Origin of the sequence: Sphingomonas metalli (genome assembly GCF_014641735.1) — a bacterium.
Classification (GTDB): Bacteria; Pseudomonadota; Alphaproteobacteria; order Sphingomonadales; family Sphingomonadaceae; genus Sphingomonas; species Sphingomonas metalli.
Genome location: NZ_BMIH01000001.1, coordinates 1 through 26898, shown reverse-complemented (window position 1 = coordinate 26898; position 26898 = coordinate 1). Strand labels below are relative to the sequence as shown.

Here is a 26898-nt window from a genome sequence, read left to right as displayed (position 1 = left end):
CGCGGATGGTCGCAGACGTGCTGGATGCCGCCGCTGACCTGCTGACGCCGGAAGGGGCTTGGACGCAGGATACTGTCTATCGGGACCGCTATGGCAATCCGGCTGGCGATACGCGCGGTCCTGCGGTTTGCTGGTGCGCAGTCGGTGCAATCTGCGAAGTCAACATCGGCTACGCGATGAAGGCTTGTGAGGCGGCCGAGGTTGGCCTGCCTGTAACAGCCCCCGGCGCCTTGCGCCCGCTCTCGGCATGGAATGATGACCGTGCCCGCACCCAAGCCGAGGTCATCGCCAAGCTCCGCGAAGCCGCCCAACTCGCCCGCCAAGGCCAGCCCGCATGACCGAAGCATCAGCACTCACCGCTCTTGCGGATCGTGTGGAGGGGGCGAGCGACCTCGGCCTGTTCGACGCGACGACTGATCCTGAGAGCTGCAAGATCAGCCCGTCGTTGAGCCGTGCCAAAGAGCTTTCAGCGGAGCGGATCGACCGCATCATTCGCGAAGAGCAGCCGACGCATATCATAGCGACCGTGTCGGGTGGTCGGGATAGCGCCGCCGAGGTCGAGCTTGCCCGCGACATGGGCGTGAAAATCGACCTGATCCTGCACTGCCGGACCGGCACGGGCATCCAAGAGACGACTGATCACGTCGTTGACTATTACGGCAGCCTCGGGCCTGATTTCGTCATGGCTGACGCTGGCACGGCCTACGAAGAATATGTGATGCGGAAGGGATTCTTCGGCATTGGCCGCACCGCCCACAATTATTCGTATCGGGTGCTGAAGGCCACGCCGATGCGGAAGGCGATCTCTCATGCTGTCCGACAGGGGCGGAGAGGGGTCCGGGTGCTGCTGCTCAACGGCGCGCGAGCGAGCGAGAGCGACAACCGGCAGGCAAACCTGCCCGAGACCCGCCGCGATCCCGCCAGTCCGGGCAATATGTGGGTGAACCTCATTCATGATTGGACGGCCGGGACCTCTCCTGCGCGATCACCCGCACCAGAGCCGCTGTCTGGTGGCCTGCCTATGTGCGGAAATATGGGATGGAGCGGTGCGATGGGTAGTTGGGAAACGCCCGGTGCATCCGATGAGTGGTACACGCCTGCATATGTGTTCGAGGCGTTGGGCGAAACCTTTGACGTCGACGTGGCAGCTCCCGTTGGCGGCGCGCCGCACGTCCCGGCAAGCAAATGGATCACGTCGATGTTTGGGGGCGGCCTGGAAAGCGAGTGGGGCACCGAAAACTTTGTCTGGATGAACCCGCCGTTCGGTGGCCGCAATGCGATTGTGCCTTGGCTCGCGAAATTCTTCAAACATGGCAACGGCATTGCACTGACGCCTGATCGCACCAGCGCGTCATGGTTCTGGGATGCGTGGAGCCGGGCAGACCGTGCGCTGTTTACCCGCAAGATCCGGTTCTTGAGGCCGGACGGGACAGAGGGCGTATCGCCGTCTACTGGCACGTGTTTATGGGCTGCCGGCGACCGTGCCACCGTGGCCTTGGAACGGGCGGCTATTGCTGGTCTCGGCATCCTCGCCCAGCCGCTTCGGAGGGCAGCATGACCCGCCTCTATGACCCGGCCGGCTACCGAGAAACCGCCACAGGCACCGCTCTACGCCTCACCCCTGACCGGGATCTATCAACCCAAAGCAAAGGCCCTGAAGCACGCCAGCGGCTTGCAGAAGAGAAGGAGAGGCGGGGGTGAACGCACCGGCTTTCATCGGGCGCTGGCCCCGGCTTCTGTCGGAGGCGGATGCTGCGGAATACCTGTCCCTGTCGCAGACCACCTTGCGGGGGCTCGAGCTGCAATGCCGCCGCGTGGGCCGGCGCGTCCTGTACGATATCCGCGACCTCGATCTGTGGGTAGACCGCATGGCTGATCAGCCGGTTGAGGCGGATCCTCGCGCGGTCGCAGACGAGGAGGCGCGTTTCTTCGCGAATCGTGCCCGTGGCTAACCCGCTGCGCTTCACCTACCTGTCGAAGGGGGCGTACTGGCGGTTTCGCCATAAGCTGACCGGCGATGTGCCGCTGCCGCATGAGAAGGGCCTGCATTGGTCGAAGCAACCGGAGCGCGCAGCGTTCATGCAGCGCTATGCCGAGTTGTTGGCGGTCGTTGAAGCCAAGAAGGTAGCACCACCCTCGCGCAGCACGTTCGCCTGGCTGATCGCCGAGTATCAACGCAGCCCGGAGTTTCGAAACCTCGCCGACTCGACGCAGACTGATTACGCGCGCACCCTCGGCTTGCTGAAGGATGAGCTTGGGCAGGTGCGTTTCGCTCTAGCCAGCCGGGCAATCCTGAAAGCCGTGCGCGACGATCACGCGACGACGACACGCAAGGCGCACAAGATCAAGCAGATGCTCTCCCGCCTTTACAGCTGGGCAGATGAGGCCGGCCACGTGCCAGAAGGGTTCAACCCGGCCAAGGGCATCAAGAAGATCAAACGGAAGGGCGGGGCTCGCGAGATCGTGGTCTGGTCGGATGCCGAGATCGCCGCGTTCCTGAAGGGTGCGCCGGAGCATCTCGTCACGCCGGTGCTGATCGCCCTCTACACGGGCCAGCGCCGTGAGGACGTGGTTCGCATGACGTGGCAGCAGTACCAGGGCGACGTGATCCGCGTCCGGCAGTCCAAGACCACGGCGCTGTTGGACATCGCCTGTCACAGCGTACTGCGGAAGCACCTAGACGCGCTGAAGCGGCAGGGCGTGGTCATCTGCACCACGGAAGGCGGCAAGGCCTACACCGCCAATGGACTATCGCAGGCTGTCCGGCGCCGCGTCAGCAAGGTCGCCGCGATGCCGGACGATCGCTCGATGCATGGTCTGCGCTACGCTGCCGGCTCGCGCATGGAAGAGGCCGGTTGCACCGTCGCTGAGATCGAATCGGTGTTGGGCCACCAGACCTTCCGGATGGCTCTCAAATACGCCTCGCAGCGGTTGCGTGCGAAGGCTGCAATTGCCAAAATGGAGGCATCGGCATGATGTTGGAAAGTACGCAGCGGGCGGCTGTACCCCGCACAACTCCACGAAGCGAACAGACGCGAAACACCGCGTACTATCGGCCTAAATCCTCGGCTGTCGCAGGATTTGCAGTCCTCTGCGTAACCACTCCGCCATCGGGCCTCGATGCGGTGGAGGCGGGCATTTCCGCGCTTTCGGCCGATGCGTCAAGCGCCGAATGCAACTTGTTCGATTGTCGGCTTTCTTTCCGTCGAACTCGCCGCAGAAGCGGGGCATGTTGAGCAAGCCTTAATCATATCGGGCTACCCCCGGCCCATGCTCGCCCTCAGCGCCCTTCGCCGCCTTGTCCGCTTCATCGCTGCCGATCAGCGGGGCGCTACCGCCGTGGAATATGGACTGATCATCGCTTTGATCGTGCTGGCGATGATCGGCGCCCTGTCGACCTTCGCGACCAAGACCTCGGCCATGTGGGACGTCGTCAGCAACAAGGTGGTCAACGCGCGCTGACGATTTCGTCGAAGGCCGTGCAGTTTAAGCCTTTTTCAACCCCAGCCCATTATTTTCCCAATTGCTGGCCCGGTATCTACCCGGCCCGGCCGGGTGATGAAGCTTCGCACAATGGAGACCGGAATGCAGACGATCCGCAAGATTCTGAAGAACAAGAAGGGTGCCACCGCCATCGAGTACGGCCTGATCGCCGCCCTGATCGCGGTTGCCGCGATCGGCGCGATGTCGTCGCTGGGCACCAAGCTGAGCACGACCTTCAACACGGTCGGCAACAAGCTCGGCTGATCGCCTCGATCCCGACGGGGATCGCAGCGACGGAAGACAGAAGGGGCGGCGGATCCACGGGGGTCCGTCGCCCCTTCCCGTGCCCGCAATCCGCGTCGGCGACGTGCCGCGCGCGCCTTTCGCCTTGGCGCTCCGGCGGCTACGCGATACGAAGCCCGTTGACGCAACAGTGTATTGCATGAATAAGACGCTAGGCGTAAGGGTGGGGCATGACGACGATGACGACATTCGCGACCACATCGGGGGCGATCCCCGGCGGCGATCTGGCCATGGCGGACAGCGAGGTGATGCGCCAGGCGATGGTGTCGAGCCAGCTGCGCACGACGGGCGTCGACGACGTCCGCGTCGTCGCGGCGATGGGCACCGTTCCGCGCGAGGCCTTCGTGCCGGCAGCGCAGCGGGCGGCCGCCTATATCGATCGCGCCGTGCCGTTGGGTGCGGGCCGGTTCCTCAATCCCCCGATGGCGACCGGTCGGCTGCTGACCGAGGCCGAGGTGCTGGCTGAGGATCGCGTGCTGCTGATCGGCGCGGCGACGGGCTATTCCACCGCGCTTCTCGCGCTTCTCGGCGCCCGCGTCACCGCCGTGGAAAGCGACGCGTCGCTCGCGGCGATCGCGCGCGAGCGCCTGGCCGATACCGACGGCGTCACCGTCGTCGAGGGTCCGCTGGCCGAAGGCGCGCCGGACCACGGACCCTTCGACCTGCTGCTGGTCGACGGCGCGGTCGAGACGCTGCCGGAGGCGCTGGTCGCGCAGCTGCGTCCCGGCGGCCGCATCGCGACCGGCCTGATCGAGCGCGGGGTGACCCGCCTCGCCAGCGGTCGGCGGACGACGAGCGGCCATGGCGTCGTGCCGTTCGTCGATGCCGAGTGTGTCGTGCTTCCGGGCTTTTCCGTCCCTTCAGGCTTTCGGTTCTAACCACCATGGTCCACCGCCCGAGACACCGCGCCCTTCGCAGGGGCGCCACCCTCACTTGCGCCTTCGTCCTCCCGCTCGTCTCCCCGGCGGCGTCGGCAGAGACGCTCCGCGAGGCGTTGCTGCAGGCCTATAACGGCAATCCGACGATCACCGGTCAGCGGGCCTCGCTGCGCGCGACCGACGAGACGGTGCCGATCGCACGGGCCAGCGGCCTGCCGGGCGCGAACCTGAACGGCGCGCTGACGGAGAACGCGCTGCAGGCGAGCAACAACTTCCTCAATCCCGAACGCTCCGCGACCGGGACGGCGCAGCTGTCGGTCCCGCTGTTCCAGGGCGGAGCGGTCCGCAACAACGTGCGCGCGGCGGAGGCGCGGGTCGAAGCCGGTCGCGCGAACCTGCGCGGCACCGAGGCGTCGCTCTTCACCAACGTCGTCGCGGCCTATATGAACGTGATCCGCGACGAGGCGATCGTCGGCCTGAACACGCAGAATGTCCGCGTGCTTGAGACGAACCTCAACGCCAGCCGCGACCGGTTCCAGGTGGGCGACCTGACCCGCACCGACGTGGCGCAGTCCGAGGCGCGACTGGCCCTGGCCCGCGCGCAGCTCCAGTCGGCCGAGGCGCAGCTGATCTCCAGCCGCGAAACCTATCTGAACATCGTCGGCTCCGCTCCCGGAACCTTGGACGAACCGCCGCAGCTGCCCAATCTGCCCGCGAGTCCCGACATCGCCGTATCCGAGGCGCTGGCGGGCAATCCGCAGATCCTCGCCGCGCAACGCGCGCGCGACGCCAGCGCCTATGACGTCGGCGTCGCCCGTGCCCAGCGTCTCCCGCGCGTGTCGGCGGTCGGGCAGGGCAACTACTTCAATTACCTGGGCTCGGTGCCGACGGCGATCACGGGTACGCGCGTGCCCAACGCCGTCACGACCGCGACCGCGGGTATCCAGCTCACCCTGCCGCTGTTCCAGGGCGGCCGGCCGGCGGCCCAGGTCCGGCAGGCCCAGGCGCTGCAGAGCCAGGCGATCGAGCAGCTGACCGCGACCGAGCGGAACGTGATCGCTCAGGCGCGCTCCGCCTTCGCGATCTGGCGCTCCTCGCAACAGGTCATCGCCTCCTCGGAAACGGCGGTGAACGCCAACAAATTGTCGCTCGAGGGCGTGCGCGCGGAGAACAGCGTCGGCACGCGCACCGTGCTCGACATCCTCAACGCCGAACAGGAGCTGCTGAACAGCCAGGTGACGCTCGTCACCGCGCGTCGCGACGCCTATGTCGCCGGCTTCGCGCTCCTCGCCGCGATGGGACGGGCAGAGGCGCGCGATCTCGGCCTCGAAGGCGGCGCACTCTACGACCCGGTCGCCAACTACAAGCGCGTGCGCAACCGCATCAACGACTTCGACAGCGACCCGCAGCCGCGGCCCGTAGCGACGACCACGGCCGGCATCGCCGCGCAGAATGCGACCGTACGTCGTCCGCTCGACCCGATGCTCGACGCGAATGTTGACAGGAGCCCTGCATTAACCACAGGTGCGGATTCACCGAACCGCCAATAGGGGCGGGGGGCCGATGCGGGAACAGAGCGGGACATGGGGGACATGAGCGCCGAGCCGTCGATGGAAGAGATCCTGTCGTCCATCAAGCGGATCATCGCCGAAGAGGGCGAAGGACCGGTCAGGGCGCGTCGCGCGCCGCGCACGGCGCCGCCGGCCCCGCCCGCCGCACCGGTCGAGGCGGACGACGAGGGCGAGGTGCTGGAGCTCAGCGATCCGATCCTACCCGTTCCCGCCGAGGTATCGCCGCCGGTCGTGGTCGATGACGACATCGCCGAAGAGGTTGAGGAGCAGGAGCCTGTCATGGCCGATTCGCACGTCGCCGATCCCGCTCCCGCCGTGCGGGCGGCAGCCCCGTCGCCGGCAGCCGGATCGATCCTGTCCGCGGGCGCGGCGGAAGCGAGCCGCAACGCCCTCGACAATCTCAGCCGCCTGATCGTCCGCGCCGAATCGCCGTCGTCCCCGAAGGCGGACGACAACACGCTGGAAGGGCTGGTCCGCGCGATGCTGCGGCCGATGCTCGCCGAGTGGCTCGACACCCATCTGCCGGCGATGGTCGAGGAGATGGTGGCCGCGGAGATCGCCAAGATCACCCGCGCGCCGCGCTGACCATGAGCAAGGGCGGGAACAAGCCGGTCTCCTGCCCGGTTGCGCGCTAGATGGTCGGGCAACAGCCTCCCGAATTGCCCGACGACGAGCGGGGTCGGGCCTCGTCACCGCCGGTGAGCGATCACCGGCCGCCCCATGGTGCCCCTCACGACATCTTCTTCGCTGCCGTCAAGACGACGCGGATGCCGATGATCGTCACCGATCCGCATCAGCCGGACAATCCGATCATCTTCTGCAACGACGCGTTCACCTTCATGACCGGCTATCGCGAGGAGGAGATTCTCGGCAGCAACTGCCGCTTTCTCCAGGGTCCCGAGACCGACCCGGAGGCGATCAACCAAGTGCGATCGGCGATTGCCAAGCAGGAAGAGGCCTCGGTCGAGGTCCTGAACTATCGGAAGAACGGCTCCACCTTCTGGAACGCGCTGTTCGTCTCGCCAGTCTTCGACGAGAATGGCCAGCTTCTCTATTATTTCGGCTCCCAGCTCGACATTTCCCGCCGCCGCGAAGCCGAAGAGGCGCTGCACGAGGCGCAGAAGATGGAAGCGGTCGGCAAGCTGACCGGCGGCATCGCGCACGACTTCAACAATCTGCTGCAGGTCATCCTGGGCTATGTCGACATGCTGGAGGCGCGGCTCCCGGCGGACGATCGCTCCGGCCGTCGTGCCGTGGAAGCGATCGCGACCTCCGCCGCGCGCGGCGCGACGCTCACCCAGCAATTGCTCGCCTTCGCGCGGAAGCAGGAACTGCGCGACCGGCTGCTCAACTTCAACCAGCTGATCGACGGCTTCCGCCCGATCATCGACCGGACTGCGGGCGACGGCGTCGAGGTCGTCCGCAAGCTCGACGATCATCTCTGGAACTGCCGCATCGATCCCGTCCAGGCCGAGATGGCGCTGCTTAACATCGTCGCCAATGCGCGCGATGCAACGGGCGGCAAGGGCAGGATCACGATCCGCACGCACAATATGGTCCTGCCGCAGGACGATCCGGCCGTCGGGCAGAAGATCGATGCGGGCGAATATGCCGTCGTCACCATCAGCGACGATGGTCCGGGAATCGACACCGCGATCGTCGACAAGGTCTTCGATCCCTTCTTCACGACCAAGGAGATGGGCAAGGGCACCGGCCTGGGGCTCGCGATGGTCTATGGCTTCATGCGCCAGTCCGGCGGGCTGGCGACGGTGCGCAATGGCGGGGAGGGCGGACATGGCGCCTGCTTCTCGCTCTGGTTCCCGCGCGCGACCGGTACGATGCCGCAACGCGCCCCGGCGCTGACCAAGCCGAACGAGGGCGGGCGGGAGCGGGTTTTGATGGTCGAGGACCAGATCGAGGTCGGCGAACTCGGCCGCGAGATGCTGCGCGACCTGGGGTATGAAGTGTCCCTGGTCAGCAGCGGTCGCGCCGCGCTGGAACTCCTGAAGTCCGACGCCGACTACCGCCTGCTCTTCACCGACATCCTGATGCCCGGCGGCATGAACGGCGTCGCGCTCGCCAACGCGGTACGGCGCGATTACCCCCACACCGCCGTGCTGTTGACGACCGGCTATGCCGACGAGGCGATCGACGAGGGCGCGCGCTCCTACGAGCTGATCCGCAAGCCCTATCGCCGCAACGAGTTGAACGAGCGCATCCGCCAGGTCCTGGACAAGCCGGGCGCGCGCACCTGACTTCAAACCGGTAACGTTCGTAACCGGTTGATGCGGATTGCGGCTTCTGCTTAGCTTGCCCGCCATGAAGCACCTCCTCCTCGCCGGCCTCGCGCCGTTCGTCGCGCTCGCCGCCGCACCCGCCTCCGCCCGCCCGCTCACGATCCAGGATGTGACGATGCTGAGCCGTATCGGCACCCCCACCGTCTCGCGGGACGGGCACTGGCTGGTCTGGGCGCAGCGCGAGACCGACATCGACAAGGATCGCGGTCGGTTCGACCTGTGGCGGCTCGACCTGACCAGGCGCAACGCCCGGCCCGAGCCGCTCGCCGCGGAGCCCGACGTCAACGAGAACGACCCGCAGATCGTCGGCGACACCGTGTACTTCTCGTCCGACAAGGGCGGCGGCGACGGCGCGGTCTGGGCGATCCCCGTCGCCGGCGGCAGCCCGCGCAAGCTCACCGGCTTCCAGGGCGGTTTCGGCGGGTTCAAGGTCTCGCCGGACGCGTCGCGGCTGCTGGTCTGGGCCGATCGCAAGCCGGGTGCACCCAGCCTCGCGCCGGCGATGGAGAAGAAGGCCGCCGATGCGGGGTCGGGCCGCACCTACGACCAGCTCTTCGTCCGCCATTGGGATACATGGGCGGACGGCACCCGCTCGCAGCTGTTCGTGCTGCCGCTCGGCCCCAACGGCGCGCCGGGCGACGGCGTGCCGATCACCGGCAAATTGGTCGGCGACACGCCCTCCAAGCCCTTCGGCGGCGGAGAGGAGGTGTCCTGGAGCCCCGATTCGCGCACCGTCTATTTCTCCCTGCGCGAGGCAGGCCGGATCGAATCGACATCGACCAATCTCGACATCTTCTCCGCGCCCGCGGACGGCTCAACCCCGCCCGTCAACCTGACGGCGGACAACACGGCGACCGACAACCAGCCCAGCGTGTCGCCCGACGGTCGCAGTCTCGCCTGGTTCGCGATGAAGCGGCCCGGCTTCGAGGCCGATCGCCAGGTCCTGATGATCCGGGATCTGGCATCCGGACAGGTTCGCGCCGTCACCGAAGCCTGGGACCGTTCGGTGGGGTCGATCGCCTGGGCGCCGGACGGCCGCTCGCTCTACGTCACCGCCGAGGACACGCAGGAGGTGCCCCTGTTCCGCGTCGATGCCGCAAGCGGCAAGGTCACGCGGATGACGGGCGAGGGGCATGTCAGCGCGGTCGCGGTCACGCCCCGCGGTGTCGTGGTGGCGATGGACAGCCTTGTCGCGACGTCCGACTTCTATCTCGTCGCGAAGCCCAATCGCCCGCAGCGCCTGACCAGCGTCAACGCCACCCGCCTCGCCGGGATCGACATGCCGACCGTCACGCGGTTCAGCTTCAAGGGCGCGAACGACGACACCGTCTGGGGCTATGCGGTGCGTCCGTCCGGATCGTCGGGCAAGGTGCCGATCGCCTTCATGGTCCATGGCGGGCCGCAGGGATCGAGCAACAACAGCTGGTCCTATCGCTGGAACCCGGCGGTGTTCGCGGGCGCGGGCTACGGCCTGGTCGCGGTCGATTTCCACGGGTCGACCGGCTATGGCCAGGGCTTCACCGACGCGATCAGCAACAACTGGGGCGGCTGGCCGCTCGAGGATCTGCAAAAGGGACTCGCGGCCGCGACCGCGAAGTTCGGCTGGCTCGACGCCGACAATGCCTGCGCCATGGGCGCGTCCTATGGCGGCTATATGATGAACTGGATCGAGGGCAACTGGCCCGATCGGTTCAAGTGCATCGTCCAGCATGACGGCGTCTTCGACGCCCGCGCCATGGCCTATGAGACCGAGGAGCTCTGGTTCGACGAGTGGGAGCATGGCGGCAAGACCTATTACGAGGATCCCGCAGCCTTCGAGAAGTGGAACCCGGTGAACCACGTCACCGCCTGGAAGACGCCCCAGCTGGTCATCACCAGCGAGAAGGACTTCCGTATCCCCTACACCCAGGGGCTGGCGGCCTTCACCGCCTTGCAGCGGCGCGGTGTGCCGTCCCGGCTGCTGGTCTTCCCGAACGAGAACCACTGGGTGCTGAAGCCGCGTAACTCGCGCCAATGGTATGGCGAGGTGCTGGGCTGGCTGGACCGTTGGACGGGGCGCCAGCGCTGAGATTCGGCGCCGGCCCGGCCGTGCGCATCAGCGCCGCCTGGCGGAGGATCGGTGCGAGCTGATCCTCCTCCCACCGGAACTGTTCCTCCAGGACAGCGCGCAATACAGTGACGCTGTCCTGATAGTTCTTCCGATCTTTCACAATGTTTGCCGGGGTCCAGCGATGGATATGGACCTGGTAGACCCCCATGACATGCTGGACCCGCTGGCGTTGCTCGGTCGCGATACGCTGGCTGTGCGGCGGCAGACCGTCGGACGGCAGGCCGGCGATCATGTCGTCCAGGATCACATGGGTCTGCCGGATGGTCGTGAAGATTACCAGCCGCTTGCGGGTAATTTCCTGTATATCAATGTCTTGATCGGGGTGGATCAACGCTTCGTACTGAAGCATGTAATCCATCACCTCGCTATGCAGTCGCTTCAGATACGGCACCGAACCCTCGCCTCGTCACGCGGATATTTGTTATCCGTGCAACATGGTGGGGGACGTTTGTTATCAAAGCGTGTGCGGTCGGATCGCCCGCCGGGCGGCTCGGTGCATGCGCGCGTGGGGCGACCTCGCCGCGACCAATTGTCCTGAACGGCAATGCGGCTTAGGGCCGGCCGCATGACCGAGCTGCCGAAGACCTTCGACCCCGCCGCCATCGAAGCGCGCTGGTACGCGCATTGGGAGGACAAGGGGCTGTTCCGCCCCAAGCGTCCCGGCGCGGAGCCCTGGACGATCGTCAACCCGCCGCCCAACGTCACCGGCAGCCTGCACATCGGCCATGCACTCGACAATACGCTGCAGGACATCCTGACCCGCCACGCCCGGCTGAAGGGCAAGGACGCGATGTGGGTGGTTGGCACCGACCATGCCGGCATCGCCACGCAGATGGTGGTCGAGCGCAACCTGGCGAAGGACGGCATTGCGCGTGCCGATCTCGGCCGTGACGCCTTCATCGACAAGGTCTGGTCCTGGAAGGCCGAAAGCGGCGGGCAGATCACCCGCCAGCTGCGCCGGCTGGGCTGCTCGATGGACTGGTCCAACGAGCGGTTCACGATGGACGAGGGCTTCTCGTCCGCGGTGCTCAAGGTCTTCGTGGAGCTCTACCGTCAAGGCCTGCTCTATCGTGACAAGCGCCTGGTGAACTGGGACGCCGGGCTCGGCACCGCGATCAGCGATCTCGAGGTCGAGACGCGCGAGGTGCAGGGCAAGTTCTGGCATCTCACCTATCCGCTGGCGGACGGCAGCGGCACCATCTCGGTCGCTACGACCCGGCCGGAGACGATGCTCGCCGATATGGCCATCGCGGTGAACCCGGGCGATGCGCGCTACACCGCGCTGGTCGGCAGGCAGGTGCGGCTGCCGATCACGGGGCGGCTGATCCCGATCGTGGCGGACGAGCATGCCGATCCCGAGCTCGGCTCCGGTGCGGTGAAGATCACGCCGGGCCACGACTTCAACGACTTCGAGGTCGGCCGCCGCGCCGGGATCGAGGCGCGCGACATGCTCAACATGCTCGATGCGAAGGCGCGGATCTGCCAGACGGCGGACGGCCTCGTCCCCGCCGACCTGATCGGCCTCGACCGGTTCGACGCACGGACGGCGGTCGTCGCGAAGCTCGAAGCGGCGGGCGCGCTCGAGCGGATAGAGGATCGCGTGATCCAGACCCCCTATGGCGACCGCTCCGGCGTGGTGATCGAGCCGTGGTTGACCGACCAATGGTATGTCGACGCCAAGACGCTCGCCGCCCCTGCGATCGAGGCGGTGCAGACCGGCGCGATCCGGCTGGTGCCGAAAAGCTGGGAGAAGACCTTCTTCAACTGGATGGAGAACATCCAGCCCTGGTGCGTGTCCCGCCAGCTCTGGTGGGGACACCAGATCCCGGCATGGTTCGCGGAGGACGGCCGCATCTTCGTCGCCGAAACCGAGGCAGAGGCGCAGGCCGAGGCGGGCGAGGGCGTCTTGCTGACGCGCGACCCGGACGTGCTCGACACCTGGTTCTCCTCGGCTCTCTGGCCCTTCGCGACGCTCGGCTGGCCCGAGAATCACCCCTCCCCTTCAGGGGAGGGGTAAGGGGTGGGGCGTGTCCGTCTCACCGAGACCGACGCGCCCAGCGAAGCGCCCCACCCCAACCCCTCCCCTGAAGGGGAGGGGCTATCCGGTAAAAGGCTCGGCGGGCGTTACCCCAACGACGTGCTGATCTCCGGCTTCGACATCCTGTTCTTCTGGGATGCGCGCATGATGATGCAGGGGCTGCACTTCATGCACGACGTGCCGTTCCGCACCCTCTATTTGCACGGCCTCGTCCGCGCGGCGGACGGGTCGAAGATGTCGAAGTCCAAGGGCAATACCGTCGATCCGCTCGGCCTGATCGACCAATATGGCGCGGATGCCCTCCGCTTCTTCATGGCGGCGATGGAAAGCCAGGGCCGCGACATCAAGATGGATGAGCGGCGGGTCGAGGGCTATCGCAACTTCGCGACCAAGCTGTGGAATGCCTGCCGTTTCGCCCAGGCGAACGGCATCGGCGGCTCCACCTCGCTCGAGCCGCCCGCGGCGTCGCACGCCGTCAACCAGTGGATCCTCGCGGAAACGGTGGGGACGGTGCAGGCGGTCGACCTCGCGCTCGGCGAATACCGGTTCGATGCGGCGGCCAACGCGATCTACCAGTTCGTCTGGAGCCGCTTCTGCGACTGGTATCTGGAGCTGATCAAGCCCGTGTCGAGCGAGGGCGAGAGGGGCCAGGTCGACGAGGAGACAAAGGCGGTCGCAGGCTGGGTGCTGGACCAGATCCTCGTCCTGCTCCACCCCTTCATGCCCTTCATCACCGAGGAGCTGTGGCACGGTCTCGCTCCGCGCGACCATGACCTGATCGTCGCGCACTGGCCGATGCCGGATGCGCGCGCGCTCGATCCCGCGGCCGAACGCGAGATCGACTGGCTGATCCGCCTCGTCTCCGAGATCCGCGCGGCACGGACCGAGCTCAACGTCCCGCCGGGGGCGAGACTGCCGCTCCACGTCCGCGATGCCGGCGGCGAAACGCACGCCCGGCTGGCGCGGCAGCAGGCGGTGCTGGGCCGGCTCGCCCGGGTCGAGACGACCGAGGGCGATGTCGGCGGCGGGGCCGCGCAGATCGTGGTCGACGAAGCGACCTTCATCCTCCCGCTCGAGGGGGTCATCGACCTTGTGGCCGAACGCGCGCGGCTGGGCAAGGCGATCGCGGCGGCGGAGAAGGAACGCGATGCGCTCGGTGCACGGCTCGGCAATCCCAGCTTCGTCGAACGCGCCAAGCCCGAGGCGGTGGAGAAGGCCAAGGTTGACCATGCCGACAAGATGGCGGAAGCGGCCCGGCTGCAGGCGGCGCTCGTCCGGCTGGGATAGGCCTACCTTTCATCCCCTTCCGCTGGCGCATGCGATAGGGCATCCCTGCCGCGCGGGGCGGCAAGGGGGCATGGCATGAAGGCACAGCGGGACCTGACGACGGGGCCGATCGGCAGCACGCTGATCGCCTTCGCGTTGCCGACGCTGGGGTCGAACATCCTCCAGTCGCTCAACGGTTCGATCAACGCGATCTGGATCGGTCGCTTTCTCGGCGAACGGGCGCTGGCGGCAGCGTCCAATGCCAACATCATCATGTTCCTGATGTTTGGCGGCGTCTTCGGCTTCGGCATGGCGGCAACGATCCTGATCGGCCAGGCCTGGGGTCGCCGCGACGTCGAGAATGCACGCCGCGCCTTCGGATCGGCGATCGGCCTCGTCCTCGCGGCCTCGCTCGTCTTCGCGGTGCTGGGCTGGGCCTGTTCGCACGCGATCCTCGTCGCGCTGGCGACGCCCCCGGCGGCCCTGCCGCTCGCCGATGCCTATCTGCGCGTCATCTTCCTCGGCCTGCCGGCCGCGATGGTCCTGGTGCTGCTGATGATGGGGCTGCGCGGCACGGGCGATTCGATGACGCCGCTGTGGTTCATGATCCTGGCGGTCGTGATCGACACCGGCCTCAACCCGCTGCTGATCCGCGGCATCGGGCCGTTTCCGCAGATGGGGATCGCCGGATCGGCCACCGCGACGCTGATCGCCAATGCGGTATCGGTGCTGGCGCTGACCGGCTGGATCATGTGGCGCGACCTGCCGCTGCGGCTGAAGGGCGGCGAGATCGCCTATCTGCGACCGCAAGGCGCGCTGGTGCGGACGATCGTCGGCAAGGGGCTGCCGATCGGCGCGCAGATGCTCGTCATCTCCGCCGCCGGCCTTGCCATGGTCGGGCTGGTCAATCGCGAGGGCGTGGAGACGACCGCCGCCTATGGCGTCGTCCTCCAGCTCTGGGCCTATATCCAGATGCCGGCATTGGCGATCGGCGCGGCGGTGAGCGCGATGGCGGCGCAGAATATCGGCGCGGGCAAATGGGATCGGGTGGCCCGGATCACGCGCGCCGGCATCCTCTACAATATCGTGATGACCGGGGTACTGATCGTCGCCATCCTGTGGTTCGACCGCACGACGCTCGGCCTGTTCCTCCCCGCCGCCAGCCCGGCGGTGCCGATCGCCCAGCATATCGGCCTGATCGCCAGCTGGAGCTTCCTGCTGTTCGGCGTCACCATGGTCCTGTTCGGCACCGTCCGCGCCAATGGCGCGGTCTGGGGGCCGCTGATCGTGTTGTTCGTCGCCATGTTCCCGGTGCGGCTCGGCTTCGCGCTCGCGATCCGGCCGCTGCTGGGGGCCGATGCGCTCTGGTGGAGCTTCCCGCTCGGCTCGGCGGTAACAACGCTCGGCGCGTGGCTCTACTATCGCTACGGGCCGTGGCGGCGGCAGCGCCCGCTCATGCCGGGGGCGGCTCGACCGCCGCGGATGGAGGCGGCGGCGGAGGCTCCGGCGCCATGACCTCGATCGCGCCCGGCGCGATCCGGGCGGTGACGGGCGTTCGGGCGAGCACCTCGCCGTCGATCGAGATGGGCAGGCGGGGTTCGGTATCGATCCGCACCCGGGCGCCCGAGAAGCTGATCGTGTCGTGGTGTCGCGCCTTGAGCCCCAGGATGCTCGCCAGCCAGTTATAGGCGAGCTTGCGCTTGTAATGGCCGCGCACCGCCTGGACGACGATCTCGCCCGAATTGACCGACGCCTCGTCGACCAGCCACGTACCGCCATGATAGGGGCCGTTCGAGATCCGCACCTCGACCACCTTGAGCTTGCGCTTGATCTCGCCCGTGTCGACATGAAGCGTGAAGGGGCGGAAGCGCCCGAACTGGTAGCTGGCCCAGCCGAGATAGCCGACCATGCCCAGGACCTTCTTCAGGCCGTGCGGCACCGTCTCGGCAATTTGCGGGCTGATCCCCATCGCCGCGCAATTGGCGAAATAGTCGTTGTCGATCATCCCGAGATCGATCCGCCGCGTATGGCCGGCGCGGATCACCTCCACCGCACCCTCGACGGTGCGCGGAATGCCGAGCGTCCGCGAAAAGCTGTTGGCGGTGCCGAGCGGCAGGACGCCGAGCACCACGTCGTGGCCCACCAGCAGGTCGACCAGCCCGCTGATCGTACCGTCGCCGCCGCCGAGGATGACGAGGTCGGGCTTGGCCGCCAGCACGTCGCGCAGCGTCGGCTCGAGCTTGCGCGGGTCTTCCACCGCGCGGGCATCGACGGGGTAGGGCAGGCCCTTCATCGCCGCGCAGGCCTTCTTGAACAGCTTCTGCCCCTTGCGCGACTTCGCATTGACGACCATCGCCGCCGACCGGATCTCGCGCATATCGATACACTCCCGCAACCATCGCCGTAACGCTTGCCCGGCCGCTAGCGATCCCTCATGGCAGGGGCATGTCGTCCTACCCCGCCATCCGCCTTCGCCGTACCCGCGCCTCGGCCTGGAGCCGCCGGTTGCACGCCGAAACCGTGCTGACGCCGGCCGACCTGATCTGGCCGCTCTTCATCGCGGAAGGCGACGGCGTGGAGGAGCCGATCGCGAGCCTGCCCGGCGTGTCGCGCTGGTCGATCGACGGGATCGTCGCCCGCGGGCGCGAGGCGCGCGACCTCGGCATTCCCTGCGTCGCGCTGTTCCCGAACACGCCGCCCGGGCTGCGGAGCGACGACGGGGCGGAAGCGCTGAACCCCGACAACCTGATGTGCCGGGCGATCCGCGCCCTGAAGGACAAGGTGCCCGAGATCGGCGTGCTGACCGATGTCGCGCTCGATCCCTACACCACCCATGGCCATGACGGGCTGGTCGACGCCGCCGGCTATGTCGTCAACGACCGGACGGCGGACGCGCTGGTGCAGCAGGCGCTCAACCAGGCGCGGGCGGGATCGGACATCATCGCCCCGTCGGACATGATGGACGGGCGGATCGGCCTGATCCGCGGCGCGCTGGAGGGGGAGGGGCACGTCAACGTCCAGATCATGAGCTATGCGGCCAAATACGCCTCCGCCTTCTACGGCCCGTTCCGCGATGCGGTCGGCAGCCGCGGGCTGCTGAAGGGGGACAAGAAGACCTACCAGATGGACAGCGCCAATGCCGAAGAGGCGCTGCGCGAGGTCGCGCTCGATCTGGCCGAAGGCGCCGACAGCGTCATGGTCAAGCCGGGCCTGCCCTATCTCGACATCATCGCGCGGGTGAAGGCGCGGTTCGAGGTGCCGGTCTTCGCCTATCAGGTATCGGGCGAATACGCGATGATCGAGGCCGCGATCGCCGCCGGCGCGGCGGAGCGTGACGCGATGGTGCTGGAGACGCTGATGGCGTTCAAGCGCGCCGGATGCGCCGGCGTCCTCACCTATCACGCGGCCCACGCGGCGCGGCTCCTCGCACGATGAACTCCGCCGCCCGCGGAGCGGGCCGTTGGGTGTTCGTGCTGACGATCCTGACGGGATCGTTCCTGCTCTTCCTCGTCCAGCCGATGATCGCGCGCATGGCGCTGCCGCGGCTGGGCGGTGCGCCGGCCGTGTGGAATTCGGCGATGCTCGTCTACCAGGCGTTGCTGCTCGGCGGATACGCCTATGCCCATGCGCTCGGCCGGCTGCGGCCCCGAACGCAGGGGCTGGTCCATCTGGCGCTGCTCGCCGGGGCGGCGCTGTGGCTGCCGATCGGCCTGATGCAGGCGGACCTGCCGGCAGGCGCGCAGCCCGCCTTCTGGGTGCCGTGGCTGCTGCTGGGCTCGATCGGGCCGCTCTTCTTCGCCGTCTCCGCCCAGGCGCCGCTGGTGCAGCGCTGGTTCGCCACGGCGAGCGGCGGGCGCGATCCCTATGCGCTCTACGCGGCCTCGAACCTCGGCAGCTTCGCCGGGCTGATCTGCTACCCGCTCCTCGTCGAGCCGCTGATGGCGTCGCGCCAGCAAAGCTGGGCGTGGACGCTCGGGTACCTGCTGCTCGCGGCGCTGGTGGCGGCGTGCGTGACGATGCTGCCGCGCACTGCCGCTGCCGAGGGCACTTCGGTCCCGGTCGAGACGCCGCCGCAGCGGGGGCAAGTCGTGCGCTGGACGCTGCTCGCTCTGGTCCCGTCAGGGCTGATGCTGGCGACCTCGACCTACATCACCACCGATATTGTCGCGATGCCGCTCCTCTGGGTGCTGCCGCTCGGCCTCTACCTGCTCAGCTTCACCGTCGCCTTCGCCGACCGGCGTGGCGCGGCCGACTTCATCACGCGGATGGCGCCGATCACCATCCTGCTGTTCGGCGGCGTGATGATGGCGGGCTACCGGTCGGGCCCCTGGTTCACGCTCTTCGTGGCGCTGCTGCTCCTCTTCGTCGCCTCGGTATCCCTGCACACCGCGCTCTACCGCCAGCGCCCCGCGCCCGAGCGGCTGACCGGCTTCTACCTCGCCATGGCGGCGGGCGGAGCCCTAGGCGGCGTCTTCGCGGGACTGATCGCGCCGGTGCTGTTCGACTGGACATGGGAATATCCGATCCTGATCCTCGCAGCAGGGGCGCTCGCGCCGCAGACCTTCCTCACGGCGGGGCTGCGCAACCTGTGGTGGGGCCGCCGCTGGTGGATCGCGTTCGGCACCGTGCTCGCCGGCCTGGCCATGCTGGTGACGCTCGGGATCGAAGACGGCGCGGCTGGCGGACTGGAGGGGCGGGGGCTGTTCTTCCTCGCCCTCGGTGCGCTCGGCCTCGCCTCGATCGGCGCACGGCCCGCCTATGTCGCGGTGCTCGCGGCCGCCCTCATGCTCTTCGGCGGCTACCGCTCCCTCCTCCTCTCGCTCGAGCCCGGCGCCCGCATTCGCAGCTACTTCGGCGTCTACACCGTCCATCTCGGCGCGCGCCTGCGCGAGCTCGACCATGGCACGACGGTGCACGGCATCCAGCTCGCCGGCAGCATCGCCCGCGAGCGGACGCCGACCACCTATTACGCGCCGGGGAGCGGAGTCGGGCGGGCGATGCGCCGGGCGCCGGCGCTCTACGGCCCCGGCGCGCGGATCGGGGTGGTCGGGCTCGGCACGGGAACGCTGGCCTGCTATGCACAGCCCGGCCAGCTCTGGACCTTCTACGAAATCGATCCGACGGTCGCCCGCATCGCGCGCGACCCGGCGCGCTTCACCTATCTTGCGCGCTGCCTGCCGGACGCGCAGATCCGGATCGGCGATGCGCGGATCAGCCTGTCGCACGCAGCCCCCGGATCGCTGGACCTGCTCGCGCTCGACGCCTTCTCGTCCGACGCGGTGCCGATGCATCTGCTGACGCGAGAGGCCTTCGCCACCTATGCCCGGGCCCTGTCGCCGCGCGGCCTGTTGCTCGTGCACATCTCGAACCGCTTCCTCGATCTGGAACCGGTGGTCGCCGCGGCCGCACGGGACGGCGGCTGGCGGGCTGTGACGCTCGACTACAAGCCGTCCGCGCTCGATACGACCGCCTCGGTCTCGCTCTGGGTGGCGCTGTCGCGCGATCCCGGTGTGCTGACGGCGCTGGCCGGGGACGAGCGCGACTGGCGGCCGACCCGGGCGCGCGCCGGGCTTTCGCCCTGGACCGACGACTATTCGACGATCCTGCCGCTGCTGCGTCGCTAGGCGCCGGGCAGCAGCGCCTGGATCCGGCGGGCGGCATCGTTCTGCCGCGCGCTTTCCGCGCCGATCGCCGCCTGCAACGCCTCCAGCGCCGGGTAGGGCGGCTGGAGCGCCGTCGCGCGGGTCCGGGCGGCGTCATCGGCCTCGCCCACCAGCGTGCTCGTCTGCGCCCGCCAGTCGTCGAGCGCGGCGAGACCCGTCTGCGCGGTCAGCCAGGCCTCGCTGCCTACGGTCCTGGCGCCGCCTGCCCGGGCCAGCGTCTCGGCCCGGGCCGCATCGGTGTCGAACCCGCTCTTCAGGGCGGCGAGGCGGCGGGTCAGCGTCGCGATCTTCGCGTCGAGCGCCGGATCCGGCACGATGGTCGCAGGCGCGCTTTCGGGCGGCTTGGAAAGGTCCATCGCCTCGATCGGCCGCTTGGCGAGCGAGGGATAGACCGTCGCATCCCGCGCGCAGGCGGCGAGGAGTGGGACGAGCAGCAGCGGCACGGCGATCTTCATGCCGGCATGTCCTAAGCGGCAATGGCGAACAGGCCAAGGCGGCCGTAGGCGGTCACCCGCCCGAATTTGGCGCGAGGAGCGCTTTTCCCGGAAAAGGCGCTTGCGCGGTCGGCGAAGACTGCTAAGAGCGCACCTCCATTGCGCGCCCGTAGCTCAGCTGGATAGAGCATCAGACTACGAATCTGAGGGTCGGACGTTCGAATCGTTCCGGGCGCGCCACTTTTCAAAGGGTTAGAGGGGACCATCCCTCGCCCAGGTGGTTCTAGGTAACAGGCTAGGTAACACGCCTCCCCCAAAGGGGAGGCGAGGGCCTTCTGAGGTGTCAGCTAAGTCTGTCATGCTGTTCTCCGATTCTGGCGACCTTACGCCAGCTTTCCTCTCGGCTGCACCCTCAACGGGTCGGTTTCGCAGGCCGGCTGTCGATCCACTGATCGATGTCGTTCACCAGCCACGCAACCGCCCTCGGCCCAAGCTTGCGAGGGCGTGGAAAGCCGCCGTCCTCCATCATCCGATAGATCGATGATCGGGCGAGCCCGGTCCGGAGTTTGACCTCGGGCAGCCGGATCAGGCGAGTGGGTGTGTGAGCATCGTTGGCCATGGTCTGCTCCAAGCAGGATAGCCCCTTCCGGCACGATCATATGGCCGTGGAGATCAGCAGGGGAAGCTTTGGAGCCGTGACGGCCTTCCGGGGATGCAGCGCGCCTTGGTTGAAGGCGCTGGGTCGCAGGATTGATGATCTCGCCAGCGCCCCGGATACCCAACTGGGAGCGCCACCGCGATTGCGTTCGCGCCTAGCGCGACTCCTGTCGCGCGAATCGACGCCGAGGCTGACACCTCAACGCCGGCGAAGTCGGCCCAGACTCTCGCAACTTCGACCCCAGACCTTCGCAATGCCCGCGACGGCGTTAAGTCACTGAACTAGCGTGGCAAAGTGACGGGGAAGGGGAGGGCGCGGCAATGGCATTGCGAAGGTCAGGGGTTCGATCCCCCTCGGCTCCACCATTCCAAATCCTTAGTTCGGCTAGGACTTCCTTGGGTCGGTCTCCCGCGGGGATGGCCGTTTGTTCCGATCAGCGGATCGCACACGGATCGCAGAGGCTATTTGTTCGCGTATCGTTCCGATCGGTTGGGACGATCCGCTGCTGCGCCTCCGTGCGCGGAGAACCGCGAAGCGTTCCGCTGGCAGCGGCCTTCATTTAGCGGTCCCGTAGTTCATCTAGCTCTCCCCGGCCGCTACGCGCCCCTGGTCCGACACGACCGGTATGTGCCGTTCGTCGTTGACCAACTGGACCGTTGGCTGGAACATGCTGGAAACTGGGGGGCAGGGCTTGTCGGCGAATCCAACGGTAACGGCATGGGTGCGGTTTCTTCGGAACTACGGCCCGATTCCGACCAACGACAATATGTATGACGAGTCGATCCAGCGTGCGCTGCGTCGTCACAAAATTAGGCCGATCACCTTGCCTGCGCCGCTTCGCGACCAGCTCGTCCCGATGTTCAAGAGCGATGCAGCCGTTTCGCACATCATCACCGGCACGGCCGGCGACGGCAAGACCTATCACTGTCGTGAAGTATGGACCGCGCTTGGCGGCGACGTCACGGCCTGGAACCTTGGCGACAAGATCCAGCGACTGGCGTTCGACGACCGCACGCTCGTCATCGTCAAGGATCTAAGCGAGCTGCGCGACGATGAGAGCAACGAGCTCATTGCCGAATTCGCACGAGACGTTGCCGATCCCGCGACGCGAACCTTCTATCTGTTCGCGGCCAATCACGGACAGCTGCTCGAGAAGCTCAAATCCGCCCCCGACACCGCCGAAATCGTCCGCGTAAGCAAGGTCGTCGAGGATTTGCTCGTCACGGGGATCACGAGTGACCCCGGCATCGCGCTCGAACTGACCGATCTCAGCCGCTCGCCCGCCGCCAAAGTGGCAATGGCGATCATCGACGAGGTCACTCGCCATGAGGGTTGGAACGGCTGCGAAAACTGCGGCGCGAGTACCGATGGACGCTGTCCGATCTTCGAGAACCGCCGCCGGCTGATTGGCGAAGGGCCCGACGATCCGATCAGGCAACGCCTCACCGCGCTCATCGAATTGAGTGAGCGCAACGGCAGCCATTTCCCGGTGCGGCAATTGCTGGCGCTCGTCGCCAACGCAATTCTCGGTCATCCCGATGCGCGCGACGGACTGATGACCTGCAACGACGTCGCCGCCATCCAGGCTTCGGGCAAGGTCGACCTCGCGAGCATCTATCGCAACATCTTCGGCGAAAATCTGAAACCCAGTAAGGCTGAGAAAACCGAACTCTTCCGGAAACTGAACGCATTCGGCATCGGGGCCGAGACCAGCAATCGCGTCGATAATCTGCTCGTCTATGGCGCCGATGATCCGGCCTATGCGGCCGACTATCAAGCGTTAATCCTGAGCGATCCCGTCTATGGCGCGACACCGGCCTATGCGACCGCACAACGCACGTATCTCGAGGGGGCGGAAGATGGCGATCGCGCCGGCTTCCTGAATGTCCTTCGCGCCCAGCGGCAGCGGCTGTTCTTCACCATGCCCGAGGACAAGGCCGAGGATTATGCGCTGTGGGACTTGACTGTGTTTCGCTACGCGGGACTGTATCTCGACGTTGCCGATAAGATCGCGGCCAAGCAGTCCGTGCCGCGCGCGGCGCTCAATTTGGTGGTGCGCGGCCTAAATCGCATTTTTACCGGCATGCTCGTCCAGAATCAGGATGAGCTCGTGCTCGCCACGTCGGGCAGCTATTCGCAGTCGAAGCGCAGTCCGTTGCTCGACGAACTGATCTCGGTCCCCCGCTCAGGCGGCGAAGAGGTCGCAATCGTCGCCGATCCCGGTGATGGTTCATTCGGGGTGTCGGTTAAGCTCGTGCGCGGCAAGGAGATCCCGCCTGTATTCCTGTCATTGTCGCCGACCCGCTTCGAGTTTCTCGGCCGCGTCGCCGAAGGCGCGCTGCCGAGCAGCTTCTCGCTCGAATGTCACGAAGATCTCCTGGCCTTCAAAGCGCGGCTGCTACGCCAGACCGAAAATCGCCGCCGCCTCGATGGTGAAGAGGAGGCCAGCGATGGCGAACTCGTGCTGCGCTTCATCGATCTCAATGCCAACGGCCGCGCCCAGCCGCGCCGGGTAATCGTCCGGGTATGACAATGGAAATCCTTGCCCGCCCGACCGAGTTCGAGGATCGCGCCGGTCCTGCCTTCTGGATAGATGAAGCGATATGGGGTCACCGTTTGCACGACGAGCAGGCGCCGTGGCTCATCTTCCTCGAGTTCATGACTGTCCTGCTCGCCGAGCATCACGAAGGCCGCGCGCTGCAGGAGACGCGGCTCAACAGCCTATCGTACAGGCCGCAGCTCCAGCTCCATCTGCGCAACCTCGTGTTCAACAATCCCCATGTCATGACGGTGAAGGCCGAGGCGCGCTCTGACGAAGCCGCTTGGACGATGTGGCTCGAGCGGATGGCCGAGAGTGCGGGCGGAATCGATCGTCCTGATTTCAGCTATTTGCGCGAGCGGTTCGAAAGCTTCGACGATTTCGCCGCGGTGCTGAGCTTTTTGCAAGGGTCGGCGATCGAGGGCACCAGCAACAAGCGCTGGAGTTCAAAATTCGTTTTCCCGTTCGGCCCGCATGCACTCTACGAAGACGTCAATGTGAAGCCGAACGGCAGCGTCTCAAACGACCGCCGCTTCTTCGCACGCACCGGCGAACTGCTGTACCTGATGCTCGCGCGAAGCCAGCATGCCGATGCGCTGCGCGGTGCACTGGTGTCCAAATTTCTCGAAAGCCCAGCGCCTTATGACAGCATGGCGCATGCGCTCCAAGGCGATCCCCAACTCGCCAGGCAGGAGCGCGCCGGCGCCTATCTGCCGTGTTCGAGCCACCCGATCTTCGATCGTCTGGCGAGCGACTGGCTGGCGATCCTTAATCTGCCAATCCCGGCGCACGACGCGATCCCGCATCTCGTCGCGATGACCGGCCTCAACCTCATCCTCTATCAGCTCGACCGCGCGCGCGAGTTGCTCGACCGGCCGCCGATCAGCCTGATCTGCGAAATCGTCTCGCCACGTAAATCTGTGGTCCGCGATCTGTCGGCAGACAGCTACCAGCATAACAATATGCTGCCCCAGCAAGCGATCGAACGCTTCGTGCGCCGCGTCACCGAAACCGATGCCTGGGGCGACGCGCTGGCGTCGGACGATCCCACCATGAACGCGACCGACATTTTGAAACGTGAGTTCGGCTGGCCGGACGGCGATGACGATGAGCTCGTCGCCGAGCCGCAGGACTTTGTCGACGAGCTTGTCGAGCGCGCCACCGTCCGTCACAAACAGCATGTCGGCAAGATCCACATGACCTGGGCGCGGGCAATCGGACTGTCCTCGCGGCGCTCGAGCCGTCGCGTTCGCTACGCGCCGACCGACCGGCTCTTGAAGACCCTGGTCATCGCCTGTGTCGGCGAACGTCTCGAATTCAAGGATTTCCTGGTGCGCATCCATGAGCGCTACGGCTTCGTAATCGGCGACGCGCAGGCGCGGCCTTTCATCGATGCCGGGACTGCCGACCAGGAGGACTTTTCCGACAACGCGCATCGTTTGGAAGAACGGCTCGCCAGCCTCGGTCTTTTGAAGCGGCTGTCCGACAGCTGCGCCTATGTCGAAAATCCCTTTCAGCGAGCGCAAGCGGCGTGACCCCGTCCGATCTGATTGGCGCCGCCGGCGCGACCTCCATCCGTCTGCGTCTCGACGCTCTCACCCCCGAGGATGAGCTAGCGCGCTATCTTCTCGACAGGCTGACCGGCGAACAGGTCGCGGCGATCACGCGTGCGCTGCTCGCCGACCCGGTCACGGTGACCAAGTTGATGATCGCGCTGCCGCGCGACCTAGTCGGGCCGTTCGGGCTGCCGGAGACGGCTATCACCGACGAGCGCACTGTCCGCGTCCGCAATTCGGCGTGCGACAGGCCCGCCATGCTGCTCGCCAATACCGATGACGACCAAGGCGCGTCGCTTGGCGATGTTACACTAATCGGCGCCAAGCAGCTGACCGAAGAGCCCGATCCTTGGGTCGATGCCGCCGCCGCCGGATTAGGGCTCAGCGAGGGGCAGATCGCGGGCTGGAAAGCAGCCTTGCGTGGGCTTAACACCGCCGACGACTGGACCCTCCATCAGATCGGCACCTATGTAGCGATGACACGCGAGCGCATCGAAAGTGATGCGGTACCGATCGCGATGGCGCTGGGCTGGGCGCTTCCGGCGCTGCGCCTGCCGCGCGACAGCGGCTACTTCATGGGTCTTGGCGACAAGGACCGCGAGCAGCCCCGCCGCTGGAAGAAGCTGTTCGAAAAGCTCGTCTCCGACCGCAAGCCGCTTTTAGTAAAGCAGCGCCCCAACCGACAGATCATCGAGGGCGAAGAGCTGCGCAGCCAATTCGATGAAGTGCGCGACGACATCCCGGCCGAGGTTCATCCCGCGATTGAGGCGTTCATCGATACGGCGCCCGGCTGGGGACTGGAGGCTGAAGCGCTCGCCGGCTTTGAATGGGAAGGCCAGAGCGTCCTTCAGCTCTTTTCAGGCATCAAGCTCAAGAAAACCTCCTTTGCACAGGAGACGATCAACTTCTTTGAGTTCACGCTGCCAGACCGCTTGAGCCCGGCCGACGAGGAATATCTGGTCGCGCTCAAAGGCCGGTCGCTCAAGGAAACCCGCGACGATGACCGCGACTTCTTCGAGGCCCATCGCGACGATCTTGGCCAAGACAAGGCGCTCCGCGTCAAATGGGAGCGGTTCATCTTCGGTCGCCCAATTGAATGCACCGACTTTCTCGAGGGGCTGTTACGCGCAATCGAGCGCTTGTTCGGACAGGTCAATCTCGTGGGCGGCCCGCGCAAGCTGGTGATCAAGTCGTCCCGCCGCACCCGCGCCCAGTTTCTCGACCTCAACGCCGATGTCGGCCTCTCCTTCGGCCTTCGCTATCGCGGCCTGCCGGCGCTGATCGGGCCGCTCGTCGAATGGGACGTGCCCTATCTCTTTGCGTATGAGGAGCTGCTCGACCGCGCCAAGGCGCGGCAGAAGAAATATCGTCGTAACGAATCTACCGCGCGCGGCGCGATCCAGATCAAGTTCGATATCGCGCTCACCGTCGGCGGCGACAAGGCGACCGTCCAGCTGATCTGGACCGGCCAGCCGGGCGTCATCGGCCTCGAGCTCCCCAAGGATGTCGGCCGGCTTCTCAAGCGGCCGTTCGTGCGCAGCCAGGTCGCGCGCCTGCCCGTCAGTCGCAAAGGCGCGCTCCAGTCAGTATCGCTGGGCGATGTTGGCACGTTGCAGCCCGCTTTCGGCCAAGATGCCGGGACGCTGGTTCCGCGGACCAACATCGGCGAGGACATTGCCAAGCTTTTTCCCAAAGCCCTGAAAGCCGCGCGCAGCGGTGGCCTGATCGATGGCGAGGGCTTCACGGCGATCGATACGGCCTGGTCGCATTTCGCAGGGCTCTATGCCGAGGCGCTCAATGCGCTGCAAAGCTCAGGCTATGCCTCGGCAAGCCTGATCGCCCAAGCCGAGGCCTATGGCGCACTGCTCGGCGCGCTGCTCCGCCACGCCGTCGGCGACCTTAACCGGCGCGACCTCTGGGAGCCGTTCCTAAGCATCGGCAGCGTGCGCGTGATTGGCGGTGCACCATCCGCGATCGTCGCCCCTTGGCATCCGCTGCGGCTCGCGGTGTCAACGGCGGAGCAAAATCCGGCCACGGTGGCGGTGTAAAAGTAGGCCAGCGGTCGAGGCGTGATGACGACATGGAAAGGGCCCCGATCGGGG

The 26898-nt window shown here is 66.7% G+C and carries 21 protein-coding genes, 1 tRNA gene and 1 pseudogene; 20 read left to right on the top strand and 3 right to left on the bottom strand.

Translation table 11 applies throughout. The features are described 5' to 3' along the window. Positions 1–5: 5 nt before the first annotated feature. The 14 genes and pseudogenes from IEX18_RS00115 to IEX18_RS00050 all read left to right on the top strand — a co-directional run bounded on the left by IEX18_RS00115 (position 6) and on the right by IEX18_RS00050 (position 15461). A complete protein-coding gene (locus IEX18_RS00115) occupies positions 6–338 on the top strand; it encodes a DUF6197 family protein (protein WP_188656597.1) in 333 nt (110 codons plus the stop codon). Further along, positions 335–1558, top strand: a complete 1224-nt coding sequence (locus IEX18_RS00110) for a DNA N-6-adenine-methyltransferase (protein ID WP_188656596.1) — start codon at positions 335–337, stop codon at positions 1556–1558. The genes IEX18_RS00115 and IEX18_RS00110 overlap by 4 nt, the downstream gene beginning before the upstream one ends. Before the next feature lie 139 nt (positions 1559–1697). Beyond that, a complete protein-coding gene (locus tag IEX18_RS00105) occupies positions 1698–1952 on the top strand; it encodes a helix-turn-helix domain-containing protein (protein ID WP_188656595.1) in 255 nt (84 codons plus the stop codon). Beyond that, complete coding sequence (locus IEX18_RS00100; protein ID WP_188656594.1) at positions 1945–2976, top strand: tyrosine-type recombinase/integrase; 1032 nt, start codon at positions 1945–1947, stop codon at positions 2974–2976. Before IEX18_RS00105 ends, IEX18_RS00100 begins: the two co-directional genes overlap by 8 nt. A 294-nt stretch (positions 2977–3270) precedes the next feature. Continuing rightward, a complete protein-coding gene (locus IEX18_RS00095) occupies positions 3271–3462 on the top strand; it encodes a Flp family type IVb pilin (RefSeq protein WP_188656593.1) in 192 nt (63 codons plus the stop codon). 123 nt (positions 3463–3585) lie between these two features. After that, entirely contained in the window at positions 3586–3747 is a 162-nt protein-coding gene (locus IEX18_RS00090; RefSeq protein WP_188656592.1) for a Flp family type IVb pilin, read from the top strand. A gap of 269 nt (positions 3748–4016) precedes the next feature. Continuing rightward, complete coding sequence (locus tag IEX18_RS00085) at positions 4017–4664, top strand: protein-L-isoaspartate O-methyltransferase family protein (protein WP_188657755.1); 648 nt, start codon at positions 4017–4019, stop codon at positions 4662–4664. A 5-nt stretch (positions 4665–4669) separates the two neighbouring features. Next, positions 4670–6214, top strand: a complete 1545-nt coding sequence (locus tag IEX18_RS00080) for a TolC family outer membrane protein (protein ID WP_188656591.1) — start codon at positions 4670–4672, stop codon at positions 6212–6214. A gap of 33 nt (positions 6215–6247) precedes the next feature. Next, a complete protein-coding gene (locus IEX18_RS00075; RefSeq protein ID WP_188656590.1) occupies positions 6248–6820 on the top strand; it encodes a DUF2497 domain-containing protein in 573 nt (190 codons plus the stop codon). 50 nt (positions 6821–6870) lie between these two features. Beyond that, a complete protein-coding gene (locus IEX18_RS00070; RefSeq protein WP_188656589.1) occupies positions 6871–8490 on the top strand; it encodes a histidine kinase famiy protein in 1620 nt (539 codons plus the stop codon). Between the two features lie 64 nt (positions 8491–8554). Then, positions 8555–10600, top strand: coding sequence for a S9 family peptidase (locus IEX18_RS00065; RefSeq protein ID WP_188656588.1), 2046 nt, complete (start codon positions 8555–8557; stop codon positions 10598–10600). Between the two features lie 163 nt (positions 10601–10763). Further along, complete coding sequence (locus IEX18_RS00060) at positions 10764–11180, top strand: hypothetical protein (RefSeq protein WP_188656587.1); 417 nt, start codon at positions 10764–10766, stop codon at positions 11178–11180. Positions 11181–11207: 27 nt separating this feature from the next. After that, positions 11208–13967: pseudogene (locus tag IEX18_RS18840) on the top strand (valine--tRNA ligase). 75 nt (positions 13968–14042) lie between these two features. Then, positions 14043–15461: an MATE family efflux transporter gene (locus tag IEX18_RS00050; RefSeq protein ID WP_188656586.1), complete on the top strand. Its 1419-nt coding sequence runs from the start codon at positions 14043–14045 to the stop codon at positions 15459–15461. On the opposite strand, the gene IEX18_RS00045 is transcribed toward IEX18_RS00050, so the two are convergent. Beyond that, entirely contained in the window at positions 15400–16323 is a 924-nt protein-coding gene (locus tag IEX18_RS00045; protein WP_188656585.1) for a diacylglycerol/lipid kinase family protein, read from the bottom strand. The two genes, IEX18_RS00050 and IEX18_RS00045, sit on opposite strands and share 62 nt — an antisense overlap. Before the next feature lie 68 nt (positions 16324–16391). On the opposite strand from IEX18_RS00045, the gene hemB reads away from it, so the two are divergent. Then, entirely contained in the window at positions 16392–17381 is a 990-nt protein-coding gene (hemB, locus tag IEX18_RS00040) for a porphobilinogen synthase (RefSeq protein WP_188656584.1), read from the top strand. Then, positions 17378–19570 carry a spermidine synthase gene (locus tag IEX18_RS00035; RefSeq protein WP_188656583.1) on the top strand — a complete coding sequence of 731 codons (2193 nt, stop codon included), beginning with the start codon at positions 17378–17380 and terminating at the stop codon, positions 19568–19570. The genes hemB and IEX18_RS00035 overlap by 4 nt, the downstream gene beginning before the upstream one ends. Here IEX18_RS00035 and IEX18_RS00030 read toward each other — a convergent pair. Further along, the gene (locus tag IEX18_RS00030; protein WP_188656582.1) at positions 19567–20064 is read right to left on the bottom strand and encodes a hypothetical protein; all 498 of its coding nucleotides are present in this window, start codon (positions 20062–20064) and stop codon (positions 19567–19569) included. The genes IEX18_RS00035 and IEX18_RS00030 overlap by 4 nt on opposite strands. 142 nt (positions 20065–20206) lie before the next feature. Between IEX18_RS00030 and IEX18_RS00025 the strand changes: the two genes are divergently transcribed. Then, positions 20207–20283: transfer RNA gene (locus IEX18_RS00025), tRNA-Arg, on the top strand. 172 nt (positions 20284–20455) lie between these two features. On the opposite strand, the gene IEX18_RS00020 is transcribed toward IEX18_RS00025, so the two are convergent. Then, the gene (locus IEX18_RS00020; RefSeq protein WP_188656581.1) at positions 20456–20662 is read right to left on the bottom strand and encodes an AlpA family transcriptional regulator; all 207 of its coding nucleotides are present in this window, start codon (positions 20660–20662) and stop codon (positions 20456–20458) included. Positions 20663–21341: 679 nt separating this feature from the next. On the opposite strand from IEX18_RS00020, the gene IEX18_RS00015 reads away from it, so the two are divergent. Genes IEX18_RS00015 through IEX18_RS00005 form a run of 3 tightly spaced genes read left to right on the top strand, consistent with a single transcriptional unit; the run spans position 21342 to position 26844 of the window. Continuing rightward, positions 21342–23231 carry a hypothetical protein gene (locus IEX18_RS00015; protein ID WP_229664279.1) on the top strand — a complete coding sequence of 630 codons (1890 nt, stop codon included), beginning with the start codon at positions 21342–21344 and terminating at the stop codon, positions 23229–23231. Continuing rightward, positions 23228–24775: a hypothetical protein gene (locus tag IEX18_RS00010; protein ID WP_229664278.1), complete on the top strand. Its 1548-nt coding sequence runs from the start codon at positions 23228–23230 to the stop codon at positions 24773–24775. The genes IEX18_RS00015 and IEX18_RS00010 overlap by 4 nt, the downstream gene beginning before the upstream one ends. Beyond that, positions 24772–26844 carry a hypothetical protein gene (locus tag IEX18_RS00005; protein WP_188656579.1) on the top strand — a complete coding sequence of 691 codons (2073 nt, stop codon included), beginning with the start codon at positions 24772–24774 and terminating at the stop codon, positions 26842–26844. Before IEX18_RS00010 ends, IEX18_RS00005 begins: the two co-directional genes overlap by 4 nt. Positions 26845–26898: the final 54 nt, after the last annotated feature.

What these genes read in the sequence shown, in the direction of transcription:
- IEX18_RS00115 (WP_188656597.1), top strand. Translation starts at nt 6, where the DNA reads ATGGTCGCAGACGTGCTGGATGCCGCCGCTGACCTGCTGACGCCGGAA.
- IEX18_RS00110 (WP_188656596.1), top strand. Translation starts at nt 335, where the DNA reads ATGACCGAAGCATCAGCACTCACCGCTCTTGCGGATCGTGTGGAGGGG.
- IEX18_RS00095 (WP_188656593.1), top strand. Translation starts at nt 3,271, where the DNA reads ATGCTCGCCCTCAGCGCCCTTCGCCGCCTTGTCCGCTTCATCGCTGCC.
- IEX18_RS00090 (WP_188656592.1), top strand. Translation starts at nt 3,586, where the DNA reads ATGCAGACGATCCGCAAGATTCTGAAGAACAAGAAGGGTGCCACCGCC.
- IEX18_RS00085 (WP_188657755.1), top strand. Translation starts at nt 4,017, where the DNA reads ATGGCGGACAGCGAGGTGATGCGCCAGGCGATGGTGTCGAGCCAGCTG.
- IEX18_RS00080 (WP_188656591.1), top strand. Translation starts at nt 4,670, where the DNA reads ATGGTCCACCGCCCGAGACACCGCGCCCTTCGCAGGGGCGCCACCCTC.
- IEX18_RS00075 (WP_188656590.1), top strand. Translation starts at nt 6,248, where the DNA reads ATGGGGGACATGAGCGCCGAGCCGTCGATGGAAGAGATCCTGTCGTCC.
- IEX18_RS00070 (WP_188656589.1), top strand. Translation starts at nt 6,871, where the DNA reads ATGGTCGGGCAACAGCCTCCCGAATTGCCCGACGACGAGCGGGGTCGG.
- IEX18_RS00065 (WP_188656588.1), top strand. Translation starts at nt 8,555, where the DNA reads ATGAAGCACCTCCTCCTCGCCGGCCTCGCGCCGTTCGTCGCGCTCGCC.
- IEX18_RS00060 (WP_188656587.1), top strand. Translation starts at nt 10,764, where the DNA reads ATGGATATGGACCTGGTAGACCCCCATGACATGCTGGACCCGCTGGCG.
- IEX18_RS00050 (WP_188656586.1), top strand. Translation starts at nt 14,043, where the DNA reads ATGAAGGCACAGCGGGACCTGACGACGGGGCCGATCGGCAGCACGCTG.
- IEX18_RS00045 (WP_188656585.1), bottom strand. Translation starts at nt 16,323, where the DNA reads ATGCGCGAGATCCGGTCGGCGGCGATGGTCGTCAATGCGAAGTCGCGC.
- hemB (WP_188656584.1), top strand. Translation starts at nt 16,392, where the DNA reads ATGTCGTCCTACCCCGCCATCCGCCTTCGCCGTACCCGCGCCTCGGCC.
- IEX18_RS00035 (WP_188656583.1), top strand. Translation starts at nt 17,378, where the DNA reads ATGAACTCCGCCGCCCGCGGAGCGGGCCGTTGGGTGTTCGTGCTGACG.
- IEX18_RS00030 (WP_188656582.1), bottom strand. Translation starts at nt 20,064, where the DNA reads ATGAAGATCGCCGTGCCGCTGCTGCTCGTCCCACTCCTCGCCGCCTGC.
- IEX18_RS00020 (WP_188656581.1), bottom strand. Translation starts at nt 20,662, where the DNA reads ATGGCCAACGATGCTCACACACCCACTCGCCTGATCCGGCTGCCCGAG.
- IEX18_RS00010 (WP_229664278.1), top strand. Translation starts at nt 23,228, where the DNA reads ATGACAATGGAAATCCTTGCCCGCCCGACCGAGTTCGAGGATCGCGCC.